15 protein-coding genes are annotated in these 16,218 nt (G+C 67.7%); 10 read left to right on the top strand and 5 right to left on the bottom strand.

Features of this window, described 5'->3' with window-relative positions; genetic code table 11:
* Positions 1-86 precede the first annotated feature (86 nt).
* Together AC5P8R_RS14535 and AC5P8R_RS14530 are read left to right on the top strand one after the other, a co-directional pair.
* On the top strand, positions 87-605 hold the full coding sequence (locus tag AC5P8R_RS14535) for a c-type cytochrome (RefSeq protein ID WP_495223571.1): 519 nt from the start codon (positions 87-89) through the stop codon (positions 603-605).
* A gap of 208 nt (positions 606-813) precedes the next feature.
* Positions 814-2,259, top strand: a complete 1,446-nt coding sequence (locus AC5P8R_RS14530) for an ExeM/NucH family extracellular endonuclease (protein ID WP_495223570.1) — start codon at positions 814-816, stop codon at positions 2,257-2,259.
* Between the two features lie 122 nt (positions 2,260-2,381).
* On the opposite strand, the gene AC5P8R_RS14525 is transcribed toward AC5P8R_RS14530, so the two are convergent.
* Positions 2,382-3,239, bottom strand: a complete 858-nt coding sequence (locus AC5P8R_RS14525; RefSeq protein WP_046428023.1) for a membrane protein — start codon at positions 3,237-3,239, stop codon at positions 2,382-2,384.
* Positions 3,240-3,282: 43 nt separating this feature from the next.
* Between AC5P8R_RS14525 and AC5P8R_RS14520 the strand changes: the two genes are divergently transcribed.
* The gene (locus tag AC5P8R_RS14520) at positions 3,283-3,954 is read left to right on the top strand and encodes an alpha/beta hydrolase (RefSeq protein WP_014645576.1); all 672 of its coding nucleotides are present in this window, start codon (positions 3,283-3,285) and stop codon (positions 3,952-3,954) included.
* Entirely contained in the window at positions 3,951-5,051 is a 1,101-nt protein-coding gene (gene zapE / locus AC5P8R_RS14515; RefSeq protein ID WP_197606770.1) for a cell division protein ZapE, read from the top strand. Before AC5P8R_RS14520 ends, zapE begins: the two co-directional genes overlap by 4 nt.
* A gap of 100 nt (positions 5,052-5,151) precedes the next feature.
* Here zapE and AC5P8R_RS14510 read toward each other — a convergent pair whose 3' ends face one another.
* Positions 5,152-5,988 (bottom strand): DUF2884 family protein, encoded by an 837-nt coding sequence (locus AC5P8R_RS14510; RefSeq protein WP_032956617.1) that lies wholly within the window; start codon positions 5,986-5,988, stop codon positions 5,152-5,154.
* 554 nt (positions 5,989-6,542) lie between these two features.
* On the opposite strand from AC5P8R_RS14510, the gene AC5P8R_RS14505 reads away from it, so the two are divergent.
* Positions 6,543-8,945: a ribonucleoside-diphosphate reductase subunit alpha gene (locus AC5P8R_RS14505; RefSeq protein ID WP_075076407.1), complete on the top strand. Its 2,403-nt coding sequence runs from the start codon at positions 6,543-6,545 to the stop codon at positions 8,943-8,945.
* 144 nt (positions 8,946-9,089) lie between these two features.
* A complete protein-coding gene (locus AC5P8R_RS14500; protein ID WP_005420683.1) occupies positions 9,090-10,109 on the top strand; it encodes a ribonucleotide-diphosphate reductase subunit beta in 1,020 nt (339 codons plus the stop codon).
* Positions 10,110-10,232: 123 nt separating this feature from the next.
* On the opposite strand, the gene AC5P8R_RS14495 is transcribed toward AC5P8R_RS14500, so the two are convergent.
* Positions 10,233-10,868: a LysE family translocator gene (locus AC5P8R_RS14495; RefSeq protein ID WP_032956621.1), complete on the bottom strand. Its 636-nt coding sequence runs from the start codon at positions 10,866-10,868 to the stop codon at positions 10,233-10,235.
* Positions 10,869-11,020: 152 nt separating this feature from the next.
* Between AC5P8R_RS14495 and AC5P8R_RS14490 the strand changes: the two genes are divergently transcribed.
* The 3 genes from AC5P8R_RS14490 to AC5P8R_RS14480 all read left to right on the top strand — a co-directional run bounded on the left by AC5P8R_RS14490 (position 11,021) and on the right by AC5P8R_RS14480 (position 13,527).
* Complete coding sequence (locus tag AC5P8R_RS14490; protein WP_004153688.1) at positions 11,021-11,422, top strand: acyl-CoA thioesterase; 402 nt, start codon at positions 11,021-11,023, stop codon at positions 11,420-11,422.
* 56 nt (positions 11,423-11,478) lie between these two features.
* Positions 11,479-12,285 carry an NAD-dependent protein deacetylase gene (locus tag AC5P8R_RS14485; RefSeq protein ID WP_495223569.1) on the top strand — a complete coding sequence of 269 codons (807 nt, stop codon included), beginning with the start codon at positions 11,479-11,481 and terminating at the stop codon, positions 12,283-12,285.
* Between the two features lie 141 nt (positions 12,286-12,426).
* Positions 12,427-13,527 carry an NADH:flavin oxidoreductase/NADH oxidase gene (locus AC5P8R_RS14480; protein ID WP_014645582.1) on the top strand — a complete coding sequence of 367 codons (1,101 nt, stop codon included), beginning with the start codon at positions 12,427-12,429 and terminating at the stop codon, positions 13,525-13,527.
* A gap of 3 nt (positions 13,528-13,530) precedes the next feature.
* Here the strand turns inward: AC5P8R_RS14480 and AC5P8R_RS14475 are convergent, their stop codons facing one another.
* A complete protein-coding gene (locus AC5P8R_RS14475; protein WP_049441881.1) occupies positions 13,531-14,442 on the bottom strand; it encodes a LysR family transcriptional regulator in 912 nt (303 codons plus the stop codon).
* Between the two features lie 114 nt (positions 14,443-14,556).
* Between AC5P8R_RS14475 and purU the strand changes: the two genes are divergently transcribed.
* Positions 14,557-15,408, top strand: a complete 852-nt coding sequence (gene purU, locus AC5P8R_RS14470; RefSeq protein ID WP_005411937.1) for a formyltetrahydrofolate deformylase — start codon at positions 14,557-14,559, stop codon at positions 15,406-15,408.
* Between the two features lie 133 nt (positions 15,409-15,541).
* On the opposite strand, the gene pncA is transcribed toward purU, so the two are convergent.
* Positions 15,542-16,168, bottom strand: a complete 627-nt coding sequence (gene pncA, locus AC5P8R_RS14465) for a bifunctional nicotinamidase/pyrazinamidase (protein WP_014645585.1) — start codon at positions 16,166-16,168, stop codon at positions 15,542-15,544.
* Between the last annotated feature and the right edge of the window lie 50 nt (positions 16,169-16,218).

Raw genomic sequence — 16,218 nt, 5'->3', positions numbered from 1 at the left:
GTCGCACGCAAGGCGCGTTCTATACTCGGTCCATCACGCAGTCGCTCAGCCGTGGTCCAACGACTATCAGCCAGGGGTAACGAAGAGTGCGGAATTACGATCTGGAGTTCCTGAAACGCTTCTCCATGGTGATCGCGCTGCTGGCGACCATCACCCTCGGCCTCATCCTCCTTGCCGCCTACATCCACACCCGGGTTCCGCCCGAGGTGTCGCCCACTGCGGCCAAGCGCACCGAACAGCGCATTTCGCCCACCGGCGCGGTCTATGCCGGCAGCACCGGCGCCGCCGCGCAGGCCGCGGCCAAGGCCGCCGCGCTGGCCAAGGCGGCGTCGCAGGTGGCCTACGGCGGCACCAAGGATGGCAAGGTGATCTTCGACAACCTGTGCACCGCCTGCCACACCAACGGTGTGGGCATGGCGCCGACGCTGGACCATTCGCATTGGGACAAACGCATCGCGCAGGGCAAGGACACCCTCTACAAGCACGCCATCGAGGGCTATACCGGCCCCGACGGCGGCATCATGCCGCCCAAGGGCGGCAACCCGGCGCTGACCGAAGAACAGATCCACGCCACCGTGGACTGGATGCTGGGCAACCTGAAGTAACCGCCGCAACGCGCCGCTTCCTATAGAGCCGAGCCCGCGCTCGGCTGCTCTCCGCGCGGTGTGGCCAGGTGCAGCCGAGCATGGGCTCGGCTCTACGATCCCCCGGCTTTGCCCACCGAGGCCTGATCGCTCATATGCCCCCGCTGCGCAGGCGGGGTTTCGCATTTCAGGGTTAGTCTGTGCGCCTCTTCCATGGAGTCGCCCGTTGATGCGCCGCCGTTCCCTCGCCCTTGCCCTGTCCCTGCTGCTGCCGGCCGGCGCCTTTGCCCAGGCCCAGCCGCAGGCCACGCCGGTCGCGCCGCCCTCCGTCGCGCGCGGCAGCGCCACTGTGGTGCTGACCGCTGCGCCGGCCGACTGGCGCGCGCTGGATGGACAGCGCGTGCGCATCGCCGCGCCGCTTACCCTGGCCGGTACCGATGGCCTGCAGCACTTCGGCCAGCTCACGGTGGCGTTCGATGGCCGCCTCTGGCAGCCGACCGAAGTGGCCGCGCCGGGCACTGCCGGCTATGAGCAGGTGATGGCCGACAACCAGCGCCGCCGCTTGGTGCTGGAGGATGGCAGCGATGCCCGCGACCCCGCCAGCGTGCCCTACCTGCCGGGCAACCCGGTGCTGCGCACCGGCATGCAACTGCGCAACGTGGAGGGCATCGTGCGCGTGGACGCGCAGGGCCATCCGCGCCTGCAGGTCGAAGGCGCGCTGAAGCTGCCGGAACTGAAGCGCCCGGCAGTACCCACGGTGCCGGGAAGCCTGCACGTGGCCGCCTTCAACCTGGAGAATTTCTTCAATGGTGACGGCCAGGGCGGTGGCTTCCCGACGCTGCGCGGCGCGCGCACGCTGGACGAGCACAAGGCGCAGCTCGCCAAGCTGGTCACCACGGTCAATGCGTTGGGCGCCGATGTCGCTGCGCTGATGGAACTGGAGAACGACGGCTACGGCCCGCAGTCGGCCATCGCCGAACTGGTCGATGCGCTCAACCGCGACCGCGGCGCGCAGGGCGACTGGCGCTTCGTCGACGCCGGCAACGGCCCCGGCGACAACCCGATCCGGGTCGGCATCATCTATCGCAGCACGCGCCTGCAGCCGGTCGGCAAGCCGGCCACGCTGACCGGCGGCCCGTTCGTCGAGCACAGCCGCGTACCGTTGGCGCAGGCCTTCCAGGGCAAGCAGGGCGCGCCGTTCGTGGTGGTTGCCAACCATTTCAAATCGAAGGGTTGCCGTGACGCGGCCGGTGCCGACGCCGACCGCAACGACAATCAGGGCTGCTGGAACGCCACCCGTGTGACGTCGGCGCAGCAGCTGCACGCCTGGCTGCAGACCGATCCGACCGGTACCGGCGCCAGGGACGCGGTGCTGCTGGGTGACTTCAATGCCTACGCGATGGAAGACCCGATCCGCGCCCTGCATGATCTGGGCTGGCAGGACGCGTTCAGGGTGGCCAAGGTCGAGCATCCCTACAGCTACGTCTACAACGGCTACACCGGCCGCCTCGACCACGCGCTGCTGAACCCGGGCATGGCCAGGCGCCTGCGCGGTGCCGCCGAATGGCACAGCAACGCCGACGAGCAGGACGCCAGCGGCTACCAGGGCCGCAACGTGCAGGGCCCGTGGCGCAGCTCCGACCACGACCCGCTGCTGCTGGGCTTCGACAAGTAACGCGCCAGGCCGGGGTCGGATCCCATTCCCACGGAATGGGCTCTGACCCAAGGCATCGCGGGGTCTGTGGCGTAGGGGTCAGAGCCCATTCCGTGGGAATGGGATCCGACCCCGGGTATCGCTCACCCCCAGGCGATCATCCCGATCGCCAGCACCGCCAGCGCCAGTCCCGCGCGGTTCCACTTCGTGGTGGCCTCGCCGAAGACGAACATGCCTACCAGCGCGCCCAGCACCACCACGCCGATGTTCATGCCGGCGAACACGGTGGCCGGGCTCTCTGGCATCGCCTGGTGCGCATGCACATAGAACAGGATGTTGCCGCCATTGAGCAGGCCCAGCAGTGCACCCGCGCCGAGGTTGCGCCAGGCCAGTCGGCTGCGGCCACTGACATGCCGCCACAGCTGCATTGCCAGCATCAGCACGAAGGCGACGCTGAAACTGGCCAGCACCGCCGCCATCGACGGCGTGCCGGACAGCGCCACCTGCTTGAGCAGCACGTCCACCACTGCGAATCCGGCCCATACGCCCAGCAGCCAGCCCCAGCCGCCGGGTGAGGACGCCACCGCCGGGCCGCGCGGGCGCAGGCTGATGGCCACCATCGCCAGCAGGCCCAGGCCCAGGCCGGCCAGTTTCCAGGGCGTTGCGGTCTGGCCGAAGCACAGGAAGGCGGCGGCCAGGGAAAGCAGCAACGACAGCCGCTGCGCCACGTCGCTGCGGACGATGCCGGCCACCGCCACCGCGCGGCCCAGTACCAGGAAGATCGAGGGCAGCACCACCGCCAGCGCCAGCAGTGACAGCCACGGCGCATGCGGCGCGCGCAGCGCATCCAGCGGTGGCTGCAGCACCACGGCGGTGAGCGTTGCCGCCACCAGATAGTTCCAGGTGACCATCTGCGCAACATCCAGCTGGCGGCGTGCGGCCACCTTCAACAACACCGAAACCAGCACACTGCAGATCACGGCCAGTGACAGATAGAGCATGGGGCGGGCACAGGGCAGGGGCGGGGGACGGTATCATGGTGCCATGCACAAGCCCTTGTTCCCCGTCGCCCCCGGCGAAACCGCCTGCCTCGAACTGGACGGCCCGGCCGGCCCGCTGGAAGTGGTCGTCGACCTGCCCAAGGCCGATGTGCCGGTGCAGCCGATCGTGGCCATCGTCTGCCATCCGCTGTCCACCGAAGGTGGCACCCTGCACAACAAGGTGGTCACCATGACCGCCTCCACCCTGCGCGAGCTGGGCATCGCCACGGTGCGCTTCAACTTCCGCAGCGTGGGTGGTTCGGCTGGCACCTTCGATGGCGGCGTGGGCGAGCAGGATGACCTGAAAGCCGTCGCGGCCTGGGTGCGCAGCCAGCGCCCGGACGACCGCCTGTGGCTGGCCGGTTTCAGCTTCGGCGCGTTCGTGTCGCTGAAGGCCGCCGCCACGCTGCAGCCGGAAGCGCTGATCTCGATCGCGCCGCCGGCCGGTCGCTGGGATTTCGACGGCATCGCGCCGCCGGCGCGCTGGCTGGTGATCCAGGGCGAGCAGGACGAGATCGTCGACCCGCAGGCCGTCTACCAGTGGCTGGACACGCTGGACGCCCCGCATGAGCTGGTACGCATGCCCGAGACCAGCCACTTCTTCCACCGCAAGCTGATCGACCTGCGCGGCGCGCTGACCCACGGCGTCAAGCACTGGCTGGGCGCGGCGGCATGAGTGCACCCGAGCTGACCCCGTCGCAGCGGTATGCGGAAGGGGTTGCCCGTGGCGACTGGCAGAACGATCCGGCCCAGCATGCGGCGCTGGCCGAGCTGGACCGCATCCACCTGGGCCTGCTGGACAGTGCCGAGGATGGCTGGCTGGACCGCCTGTCTTCGTTCTGGAAGAAGCCCGAGCCGATCAAGGGCCTGTACTTCTGGGGCGGCGTCGGCCGTGGCAAGACCTTCCTGGTCGACCTGTTCTACGACGGGCTGCCGATCAAGCAGAAGTACCGCACCCATTTCCACCGCTTCATGCGCAGCGTCCATGAGCGCCTGCGCGAGCACCAGGGCCAGAGCGACCCGCTGGCGAAGATCGCCCAGGAATGGCGCAGCAACCTGCGCGTGCTGGTCCTGGACGAGTTCTTCGTCACCGACATCGGCGATGCGATGCTGCTGGCGCGGCTGCTCGAGCGCCTGTTCGCCGAGGGCGTGACCCTGGTCACCACCTCCAACACCGCAGTGGAGAACCTGTACCTCAACGGCCTGCAGCGCGAGAGCTTCCTGCCGGCCATCGGCCTGCTGCAGCGCTTCTGCGTGGAGCTGTACGCCGAAGGTACCGAGGATTACCGGATGCGCGCGCTGACCCGCTCGCCGGTATACCGCGCACCGCTGGCGGCCGACAGCGATCAGTGGCTGGCCACGCGCTGGAACGAGTTGAGTGGCGGCCAGCCGGCCAAGGCCGGCAACATCGAGATCGAGGGCCGCAAGATCCCGGTGCGTGGCCGCGGCAAGAGCATTGCCTGGTTCGATTTCGCCGCGCTGTGCGAAGGCCCGCGCGGGCCCTCGGATTACATCGAGATCGCGCACGAGTTCAACACGGTGCTGCTGGGCGGCATTCCCGCCTTCGACCGCTTGAATGAGGATGCCGCGCGCCGCTTCGTCAACCTGATCGACGAGCTGTACGACCGCCACGTCAACCTGGTCTGCACCGCCAGCACCTCGCCGATCGAGCTGTACACCGGCCAGCGCCTGCAGGGCGCGTTCGAACGCACCGCCTCGCGCCTGATCGAGATGCAGAGCGCCGAGTACCTGGGTACCCCGCACCGGGCGTGAGGGCGGTCTACTGTAGAGCCGAGCCCACGCTCGGCTGCTTCTGGATGATGTGCCGAAAGGGAGCCGAGCATGGGCTCGGCTCTACAGCAGCGCCGCGCAGCTATCGGGAAGGCGCCACCGCATTCCCACGCGGCCGCTCATCCGGCCCGGCCGACACCTGCAGGCCCGAGCCATCGCCGTGCTCCACCCGAACGCTCTCGCTGCGCTCCAGCAGCCGCAGCGGTTGGCCTTGGTAGCGCACTTCCAGCGCGTCATGGGTGTCGGCCAGCGACTGCACCAGCGGGCACAGCGACTGTGCTTGGGCCTCGATGCGTTCGGCGCGGCCTTCCAGCTGCTGTTCCATCTGCGCGTCCAGACGGTCGGCGCGTGCCTCCATCGCATCGCTGCGTCCGGTGAAGATCTGCCACAGCATGCTGCGGGCGATGGAGGCGGACAGCGACTCGGCCATGTCCTGCACCTTGGCCTCGAAGCCTGGCCCGAACACAGCCTGTTCCCAGTAGCCCTTGCCCAGCGTGCCGCCGATCCAGTCATCGGCCTGCCGGCGCAGGCGCCGGACCTTGCGGCTGTTGGCGGTACCGGTGAGGCTTTCATAGACCCCGTCGAGCACGTCGAAGCTCAGTCCGCTCACTTCATGGGCCAGCGCCGTGGCGGCCGGCATCAGCTGCCGTGCCCCGGCCTCCATCTGCCGAAGGCGGGCCGCGTCGGCCTCGCTGACCGGCACGACCGTGTCGTCCAGGCTCAGCACGCCATCGTGGAACACCACCTCGTGCGGTGCCTGCGGGCCATGCCGCAGCCAGATGCCACCGCTGTCCACCAGCACGTCATAGTCGGTGTGGATACCGCACTGGTCCGCGCGCAGCTTCGGGGTGTCAGCGGCAATTGCAGGTACGGTGACCACAGCAGCCAACAGGGCCAAGGCGGGTGCTGACAGGCGCATGGTGGAATCCTTTCCGGTCATTGCAGGACCCCAGCATCCCGCGTTCGGCAGGCGCCGTCACCCGCCGAAAGTCACTGCGCTATGGCGATTCGTCCGGCCATACCGGCTTTCCCACCGGCTGCCCACCACCTATCCACAGGGTTGTCCCTAGCCAGTTTCATCACTGTCATGTGAAGCTGTCATTGTTCCGTTTTCGCGGTGCGTTGTGCCACCGCAATGACGCCTTTCGGACTTGACTGCGCAGCCCGTTCCGGCAGGTCTGAAGCGTCTGATCAGGGCGCCGATGGCACGATCCTTGCGGCGCAAGGGATTGCCGAATTTCACTACATTTGGCGTTGACGGACCCCATTACCCCCACTATCTTGTGGCCGTCGGTCGCAGCAACCCCCATTCCAGGGGTTGCCCCGGGGTACCCATCCGCGATCGTCAACGGCAGTGGCAGGCGCAGGGTCTCATCCCCTGCGACGCCGTCCTGCCATCCTGGGCTGTCATGTCCCGGGCCGCGTCACCCGATGCATCGAGCACCCCCAAATCACGCCAAGAGGACACACGCCGTGAGCACCGAATCCAGCGCCACCATCGAGAAGGAAAGCGAATTCCTGTTGACGTCGCCGCCGACGGCCAACGCGATGAGTGTGACCAAGCGCAATGGGACCACCGAACTGGTGGACCTGAACAAGATCGTGCGTGCGGTGCAGCGTTCCTCCGAAGGCCTGCACGCCGTCGACCCGATGCGCGTGGCCACCCGTACCATTTCCGGCCTGTACAACGGTGCCACCACCCGCGAGCTGGACGAACTGTCCATCCGCACCGCCGCCCTGCTGATCGGTGAAGAGCCCGAGTACGGCCGTCTCGCCGCGCGCCTGCTGGCCAACTACATCGCCAAGGAAGTCTCGGGCCAGGAAATCTACGCCTTCTCGCAGTCGGTCAGCCGTGGCCATGAAGTCGGCCTGATCAACGACCGCCTGCTGAACTTCGTGCAGACCAACGCACGCAAGCTCAACGATGCCATCGACATCTCGCTGGACCTGAACTTCGATTACTTCGGCCTGCGTACCCTGTACGACCGTTACCTGCTGCGCCACCCGCACACCCGCAAGGTGATCGAGACCCCGCAGCAGTTCTTCCTGCGCATCGCCAGCGCGCTGAGCGAGGACGTGTCCGAGACCCTGGCGCTGTACAAGCGCATGGGCAACCTGGACTACCTGCCGTCCAGCCCGACCCTGTTCAATTCCGGCACCACCCACGAGCAGCTGTCCTCGTGCTTCCTGCTGGACTCGCCGCAGGACTCGCTGGAATCGATCTATTCCAAGTACGGCGACATCGCCCAGCTGTCGAAGTTCTCCGGCGGCATCGGCGTCAGCTACACCCGCGTGCGTTCGCGTGGTTCGCTGATCAAGTCGACCAACGGCCATTCCAACGGCATCGTGCCGTGGCTGAAGACCATGGATTCGTCGGTGGCCGCAGTGAACCAGGGCGGCAAGCGCAAGGGCGCGGCCTGCGTGTACCTGGAAACCTGGCACGCCGACATCGAGGACTTCCTCGAGCTGCGCGACAACACCGGTGACGAAGCCCGCCGCGCGCACAACCTGAACCTGGCCAACTGGGTGCCGGACCTGTTCATGAAGCGCGTCGAAGCCGACCAGGAATGGTCGCTGTTCGATCCGCGCGTCGTGCCGGAGTTCACCGACCTGTTCGGCGAAGCCTTCGAGCAGGCCTACCTGCAGGCCGAAGCCCAGGGCAAGGCCAACCGCACCATCTCCGCGCGCAAGCTGTATGCCCGCATGATGCGTACGCTGGCCGAGACCGGCAACGGCTGGATGACCTTCAAGGACAAGTGCAACCGCGCCAGCAACCAGACCCTGCGCCCGGGCAACGTGATCCACCTGTCCAACCTGTGCACCGAAATCCTGGAAGTCACTTCCAACGATGAAACCGCCGTGTGCAACCTGGGTTCGATCAACCTGGGCAACCACTTCGACGAGCACAACGAGTTCGACTTCGACAAGCTGGCCGAGACCGTGCGCCTGGCCGTGCGCCAGCTCGACCGCGTCATCGACCTGAACTTCTACCCGATCGAAACCGCCCGCCGCGCCAACCTGCGCTGGCGTCCGGTCGGCCTGGGCTGCATGGGCCTGCAGGACGTGTTCTTCCGCAAGCGCCTGCCGTTCGACAGCGCCGAAGCCCGCGCCCTGTCGAAGAAGATTGCCGAAGCGATCTACTTCCACGCGCTGGAAACCTCCTGCGAGCTGGCCCAGGAACGTGGCAAGCACCCGTCGTTCAACGACACCCGTGCCGCCGGTGGCGAACTGCAGTTCGACGCCTGGAACGTGGTGCCGGAAGACACCGCGCGCTGGGATGCCCTGCGCGCCCGCATCAAGGAACACGGCCTGCGCAACTCGCTGATGATCGCGATCGCCCCGACCGCGACCATCGCCTCGATCGCCGGCTGCTACGAGTGCGTCGAGCCGCAGGTGTCCAACCTGTTCAAGCGCGAGACCCTGTCCGGTGACTTCCTGCAGGTCAACCGTTACCTGGTCAACGAGCTGAAGAAGCTGGGCCTGTGGACCGCCGACATGCGCGATGCCATCAAGCTGGCCGAAGGCTCCATCGCCGGCGTGGCACAGATTCCGGAAACGCTGCGCGAGGTCTACCGCACCGCGTGGGAACTGCCGATGCGTTCGCTGATCGACATGGCCGCCGAGCGTGGCGCCTTCATCGACCAGTCGGCCTCGCTCAACCTGTTCATGGAAAGCCCGAACATCGGCGCGATGTCCTCCATGTACATGTACGCCTGGAAGCAGGGCATCAAGACCACCTACTACCTGCGTTCGCGCCCGGCCACCAAGATCGCCAAGACCACGGTCAGCGCTGCGGCCCCGGCCAAGGTGTTCAGCCCGGACGAAGCCATCGCCTGCTCGCTGGAAAACCCGGAAGCCTGCGAGGCCTGCCAGTAAGACACCGCGCGGTGGGTGCCGACCGTTGGTCGGCACTCGAACACCTCGCACCTGTAGAGCCGAGCCATGCTCGGCTGCGGAAAAACACCCACGGTAGCGCCGGGCCACGCCCGGCGGCTCACCCAGGAATTCAAGGAAACACCCATGGCCGACAAGCCCAAGCAGATGCTGCTCGATCCCGGTTTTGAACTGACCCTGCGCCCGATGCGCTACCCGCAGTTCTATGACATGTACCGGAATGCGATCAAGAACACCTGGACGGTGGAAGAGATCAACTTCCAGATCGACATCACCGACCTGCACAGCAAGATGTCGCCGGGTGAGCGCCACCTGATCCACCGCCTGGTCGCGTTCTTCGCCACCGGCGATTCGATCGTGTCCAACAACCTGGTGCTGAACCTGTACCAGCACTTGAATGCGCCCGAAGCGCGCATGTACCTGTCGCGCCAGCTGTATGAGGAAGCACTGCACGTGCAGTTCTACCTGACCTTGCTGGACAACTACCTGCCGGATCCGGAAGAGCGCGCCAAGGCGTTCTCGGCGGTGGAGAACATCGACTCGATCAAGAAGAAGGCCGATTTCTGCTTCAAGTGGATCGACTCGATCCAGGACCTGACCCGCATCGAGACCCGCGAACAGCGCCGCCAGTTCCTGCTCAACCAGATCTGCTTTGCCGCCTGCATCGAAGGCCTGTTCTTCTTCGCTGCGTTCGCCTACGTGTACTACTTCCGTTCGCGCGGCCTGCTGCCGGGCCTGGCCTCGGGCACCAACTGGGTGTTCCGCGACGAGAGCGCGCACATGGAGTTTGCGTTCGAGTCGGTGCGCGTGGTGCGTGAGGAAGAGCCGGACCTGTTCGACGACGAGATGAAGCAGCAGGTCTACGACATGCTGGCCGAAGCCATCGAATGCGAAGTGCAGTTCGCCGAGGACGTGCTGTCCGGCGGCGTGGCCGGCATCTCGACCCGCGACATGCGCCAGTACCTGCAGCACTGCGCCGACCAGCACTTCGCCAAGCTGGGCATGGAAAAGAAGTACAACGTGCGCAACCCGCTGCCGTTCATGGAACTGCAGGACGTGCAGGAGCTGACCAACTTCTTCGAACGCCGCGTCTCGGCCTACCAGGTCGGCGTTCAGGGCGAAGTCGCCTTCGACATGAACTTCTGATCGAACCGGCCAGGCCTGTCGCAACGAAGAACCCCGGCCAATGCCGGGGTTTTTTGTTTCCGTAGCGTCGAGCCACGCTCGACTGCTGCTCGCAAGAAAGTCGAGCATGGCTCGACTCTACAATCAGCGCCGCCCTTCCACCGCCATGCGCACCGCCAGCCCGGCCAGCACCGTGCCCATCAGCCAGCGCTGCACCATCTGCCAGGTGGGGCGCGCGGCCAGGAAGCCGGCGATGCTGCCGGCGGTCAGCGCGATCATGCCGTTCACGCTGACGCTGACCAGGATCTGGGTGGAGCCCAGCACGATCGACTGCATCAGCACGCTGCCTTCGCCGTCCGGGTGCAGGAACTGCGGCAGCAGCGACAGGTACATCACCGCGACCTTCGGGTTCAGCAGATTGGTCAGGAAGCCCATCGTGAACAGCTTGCGCGGGCTGTCCTGCGGCAGGTCACGCACCGCGAACGGCGAACGGCCGCCGGGCCTGAGCGCCTGCCAGGCCAGGTACAGCAGGTACAGCGCGCCGCCGATGCGCAGCGCGTCGTAGGCGAACGGCACGGTCATCAGCAGGGCGGTGATGCCCAGTGCCGCACACAGCATGTAGAACACAAAGCCCAGCGCCACCCCGCCCAGCGAGATCAGGCCAGCCATCGGCCCCTGGCAGATCGAGCGCGAGATGACGTAGATCATGTTCGGCCCGGGCGTGAGCACCATGGCCAGCGAAACCAGCGCGAAGGCCAGCAGGTCGGAAGTGGCGGGCATGGGCAGTCCTGGCAGTGGGCGTGGCGCAGTGTAACGCCTGCCGCAGGCGCGGCCTGCGCAGGCACCGCTGCCGGGTGACCGTTGCACGTGCATGCCGATGGCCATCACGCCGGTCGCTTAGAATCCGCAGCACCCCACACCGAAGCACCCCCATGACCCCGATCCCCGAGACCGTGCCGCCCACCGAAGTGCGCATGGCTGAAATCGTCTTCCCCAACCACACCAACCACCTGGGCACCCTGTTCGGTGGCCAGGCATTGGCATGGATGGACAAGGCCGCGTTCCTGGCCGCCGCCCGCTATTCGCGCCGCACCGTGGTGACCGCGCGCAGCGACCAGGTCGACTTCAAGCTGCCGATCCGCATCGGCCAGATGGTGGAAACCATCGGCCGCATCGTCGAAGTCGGCCGCAGCTCGATGAAGGTCGAGGTGGAACTGGTCGCCGAGGACCTGCACAGCGGCGAGCGCAAGCTGTGCACCCGCGGCCACTTCGTGATGATCGCGCTGGACGAGGAAGGCCACCCGATCGCGGTGCCGCCGCTGCCGGCCGCCTGAGACGAGCGGCTGAACCGGTGCTTGCGGGGGCGCTGCGCCGCCCCCATCTGGCAGCCATGACCCCGCCACTGACCGACTTCATCGACCGCGCCGAGCGCCTGTTCGTGCTGACCGGCGCGGGTTGCAGCACCGCCTCGGGCATACCCGATTACCGGGACGCCGACGGCAAGTGGAAACGCACGCCGCCGGTGACCTACCAGGCCTTCATGGGCGAGGCGACCACCCGCCAGCGTTACTGGGCGCGCAGCCTGCTGGGCTGGCCGCGCTTCGGCCTGGCCCGGCCCAACGGCACCCACCAGGCCCTGGCCGCCCTGGAAAGCCGCGGCAAGCTGCAGGTGCTGTTGACCCAGAACGTGGACGGCCTGCACCAGCGCGCCGGCAGCCGCAACGTGATCGACCTGCATGGCCGCCTGGATCTGGTGCGCTGCATGGGCTGCGAGCGCCGCAGTGGCCGCGAGGATTTCCAGCAGCGGCTGCTGGACGCCAATCCCGGCTGGGACGCGCTGGAGGCCGGCATCGCCCCCGACGGTGATGCCGACCTGGAGACCGATTTCTCCACATTCGTGGTGCCCGATTGCCCGCACTGCGGCGGCGTGCTGAAGCCGGACGTGGTGTTCTTCGGCGAGAACGTGCCGCGCGAGCGGGTGGCGGCGGTGCACGATCATCTGCAGCAGGCCGATGCGGTGCTGGTGGTGGGCTCGTCACTGATGGTCTATTCCGGCTTCCGCTTCGTGCAGGCGGCGGCGAAGGCAGGGTTGCCGGTGGCGGCGCTGAACCGCGGCCGCACCCGTGCCGACGACCTGCTGTTGTTCAAGGATGAGCGGGACTGCGCTGAAGCCTTGTCCGGTTGGGTGGCGGGCTGAGCCGAGCGTGGGCTCGGCTCTACGAGGGGCTGTTCGGCGCTCGGCGGCATGATCGGCTGCGAAACAGCGATCCATCCAGACGGTTGATCCAGAAGCCGCGCAGCGGTGCAATACGCACCCCCTACGTCGTTCATCACCCCCTTGAGCCAGCTGTTTTCGCCGATCTCGTTCGGCCCCCTGACCCTGTCCAACCGCATCGTCATCGCGCCGATGTGCCAGTACTCCGCCGAAGACGGCCGCGCCAGCGACTGGCACGCCATGCACCTGGGCAACCTGGCGCAGTCCGGCGCCGGCCTGTTGATCCTGGAAGCCACCGCGGTCGAGCCGCGCGGCCGCATCAGCTGGGCCGACCTGGGCCTGTGGGATGACGGCACCGAGGCCGCGCTGGCACAGGTGCTGGCCAGCGTCCGCCGCTGGTCGCCGATGCCGCTGGGCATCCAGCTGGGCCATGCCGGCCGCAAGGCATCCACCGCCCGTCCGTGGGACGGGGGTGGCCAGTTGCCGGCCGGCGATGCGCGTGGCTGGGCCACCGTGGCGCCGTCGCCGCTGCCGTTCCATGCCGCCGATCCGGCACCGCAGGAACTGGACGAGGCCGGCATCGCCGAGGTCATCGCCGCCTTCGCTGCCAGTGCGGTGCGCGCCGAGCGCCTGGGCTTCGAGCTGATCGAGCTGCATGCCGCGCACGGTTACCTGCTGCACCAGTTCCTGTCGCCGCTGAGCAACCGCCGCACCGATGGCTACGGTGGGTCGCTGCCGAACCGCCTGCGCCTGCTGGTGGAAGTGTTCGACGCGGTACGCGCGGCGGTGTCCGACAAGGTCGCCGTGGGCGTGCGCATTTCCGCCAGCGACTGGGTCGAGGGCGGCTGGGACCTGGTGCAGAGCGAAGCGCTGGCCCAGGTGCTGGACGCGCGCGGCTGCAATTTCCTGCATGTCTCCAGTGGCGGCCTGGACGAGCGCCAGAAGATCACCGTCGGTCCGGGCTACCAGGTGCCGTTCGCGGCGGCGATCAAGGCCAAGGTGCGCATGCCGGTGATCGCCGTGGGCATGATCACCGAACCGGAGCAGGCCGAATCGATCCTGCGCCATCGCCACGCCGATGCCGTGGCCCTGGCGCGCGGCATCCTCTACGACCCGCGCTGGCCGTGGCATGCCGCCGCCGCATTGCGCGACAGCGTGGAACCGGCGCCGCAGTACCTGCGCTGCGAGCCGCGCGATGCGCGCGGCGTATTCAAGGCGCGCTGAGGTTCACACCCGCCAGGCCGGCGCCATGCCGGCCCGCAGGTGCTCGAACAGCGCGCGGATCTTGGCGGTGAAGTCGCGGCGATCGCTGACGCAGAAATAGACCTCCATCGGCTCCGGACGCCACGTGCTGTCGGCGCCGAACACGGCCTGCAGGCGTCCATCGCGCAGGTAGGGCTCAGCCACGAACGCAGCCAATCGCGTGATGCCGGCACCGGCCGCCGCCAGCGACGCCAGCGCATCGATGTCATCGCAGACCATGCTCGGCGGTAGCACGGCGTCCACACGCTGGCCGTCCTTCAGCAGGCCCCAGCGCAACGGCCGGCCATCGGTGGGGAAGCGGTGCAGCAGCCCGCGATGGCTGCCCAGATCCGATGGTTCCTGCGGGGTGCCATGGGCCTTCAGGTAGGCCGGCGAGGCGCAGAACACGAACGGTACGCGTGCCAGCTGCCGTGCGACCACGCCGTCTTCCAGCTGCGCGCCGATGCGGATGCTGGCATCCACCGCCTCTGGACCATGCTGCACGGCGCGGTCGGTCAGCCGCAGTTCCAGCTGCAGCTGCGGGTAGCGTTGCTGCAGTGACGGCAGCAACGGGGCCAGCACGTGGCGGCCGAACGCGCTGCTGCTGGCGATGCGCAGCGGCCCGGCCGGTTCGATATCACCGGAGGTGACCATCGCCTGCGCGCGCGCCAGGTCGGCCTCGATGTGGCGGACCTGCGCCAGGTACAGCGCGCCGGCCTCGCTGAGCGCCAGCTGGCGCGTACTCCGGTTCAGCAGCCGTACGCCCAGATGCGCTTCCAGCCGGTTGATGTTCTGGCCGACTGCGGTGGCGCTGATGCCAAGGATGCGGGCCGCGGCGGCAATGCTGCCGGTCTCTGCGGTGCGGGTGAAGCTGCGGATCAGTTGCAACAGGTTCATGACCGACCAGCTTGCCACGGTGATGGCCAAGTATCGCTTGGGACTGAACCAAGCGGTTCGGTTGCATCGGTGATCATCCGGCTGCTGGGCAGGAAGCTGCCCTACACTGTGGCGATGCGCCCCGACTCCATCCTCACCCTGTCCTGCCCCGACCGTACCGGCATCGTCTACCGCGTGTCCGGCCTGCTGTTCGACCACGGCTGCAACATCCTCGACGCCCAGCAGTTCGGCGATGAGGAAAGCGGCCGCTTCTTCCTGCGCGTGCATTTCGACCGTGACGCCGGCCTGCCGCTGGAGACCGTGCACGCCGCGATGGCCACGCTTGCCGAAGGCTTCGGCATGGACTGGCAGCTGCATGATGGCCGCCGCCGGGCACGCCTGCTGGTGCTGGTCAGCAAGCAGGGGCACTGCCTCAACGACCTGCTGTTCCGCGCCCACAGCGGCCAGCTGAAGGTCGACATTGCCGCGGTGGCCTCCAACCACGCCGACTTCGCGCCATTGGCCGCGTCCTACCAGGTACCGTTCCACCACCTGCCGGTGACCGCCGATACGCGTGCGGTGCAGGAGCAGCAGATCATCGACCTGGTCGAGCGCGAGCGCATCGACCTGGTGGTGCTGGCGCGCTACATGCAGATCCTGTCACCCACGCTGTGCCGCGCGCTGGCCGGGCGTGCGATCAACATCCACCACAGCTTCCTGCCCAGCTTCAAGGGCGCGCAGCCGTACCACCAGGCGCACGCGCGCGGGGTCAAGATCATCGGCGCCACCGCGCACTACGTCACCGAGGATCTGGACGAAGGACCGATCATCGAACAGGATGTGGCCCGCGTGGATCACGCCATGGCGCCGCGCGAGCTGGTGCGGCTGGGCAGCGATACCGAATCGCTGGTGCTGGCACGCGCCGTGCGCCGCCATGTGGAGCACCGCATCCTGCTCAACGGGCATCGCACGGTGGTGTTCCGGTAACGTGCTGCCCCTTCCAGGTCCGCCGGGCATGGCCCGGCGCTACCCACGGGTGTGATCCGGTAGTGCCGGCCGCTGGCCGGCAACTGCAGGGATCCAGGCGTTGCCGGCCAGCGGCCGGCACTACCGTTGTGGGTCAGGCGGTCGCGATTCCCGCCTTGCCCAGCGCATCGCGCACCATCGCGTCGTTGGCTTCGGTCACCGGCCGGGTCAGGTCCCACAGGAACTTCACCCGGAAGCCGGACTTCACCGCATCCTGCGCGCTCCACAGCACGCAGTAGTCGCGGGCCAGGCCGCACACGTGCACTTCGCGGATGCGGCGTTCGTGCAGCCAGCCGGCCAGGCCGGTGGCCGGGCGTTCGCCATCGGGGCCATGGTTCTCGCGGAAGGCGCTGTACGAATCCACCTGTTGGCGCGTGCCCTTGCGCAGGATCAGGTCGGCCACGGTCCAGTCCACGCCCGGGTGCAGCGCGGCACCGGCGCTGCCCTGCACGCAGTGGTCCGGCCACAGCGTCTGCGGCTGCGCGTGCAGCAGGATGGTCTCGAAGGGGCGTTGGCCGGGGTGCTGGCTGGCGAACGAGGCATGGTCGGCCGGGTGCCAGTCCTGGGTCGCCACCACGGTGCGGTAGCGGCGCTGCGCCAACAGATCGGCGATCGGTGCCACCAGCGCATCGCCCTGGTCGCAGGCCAAGGCGCCACCGGGCATGAAGTCCGGCTGCAGGTCGATCACCAGCAGGGCGACATCGGCGGGCAGGGCGGTCATGGCAGGTCCGCTACAACAGAAGGGGCGACCAGCGTGGCCGCCCCATGCCT

The organism is Stenotrophomonas sp. YJH_SMC_73, from assembly GCF_059370155.1.
The sequence above is the reverse complement of the archived record's forward strand: the minus strand, read 5'-3'. Positions and strand labels throughout refer to the sequence as shown.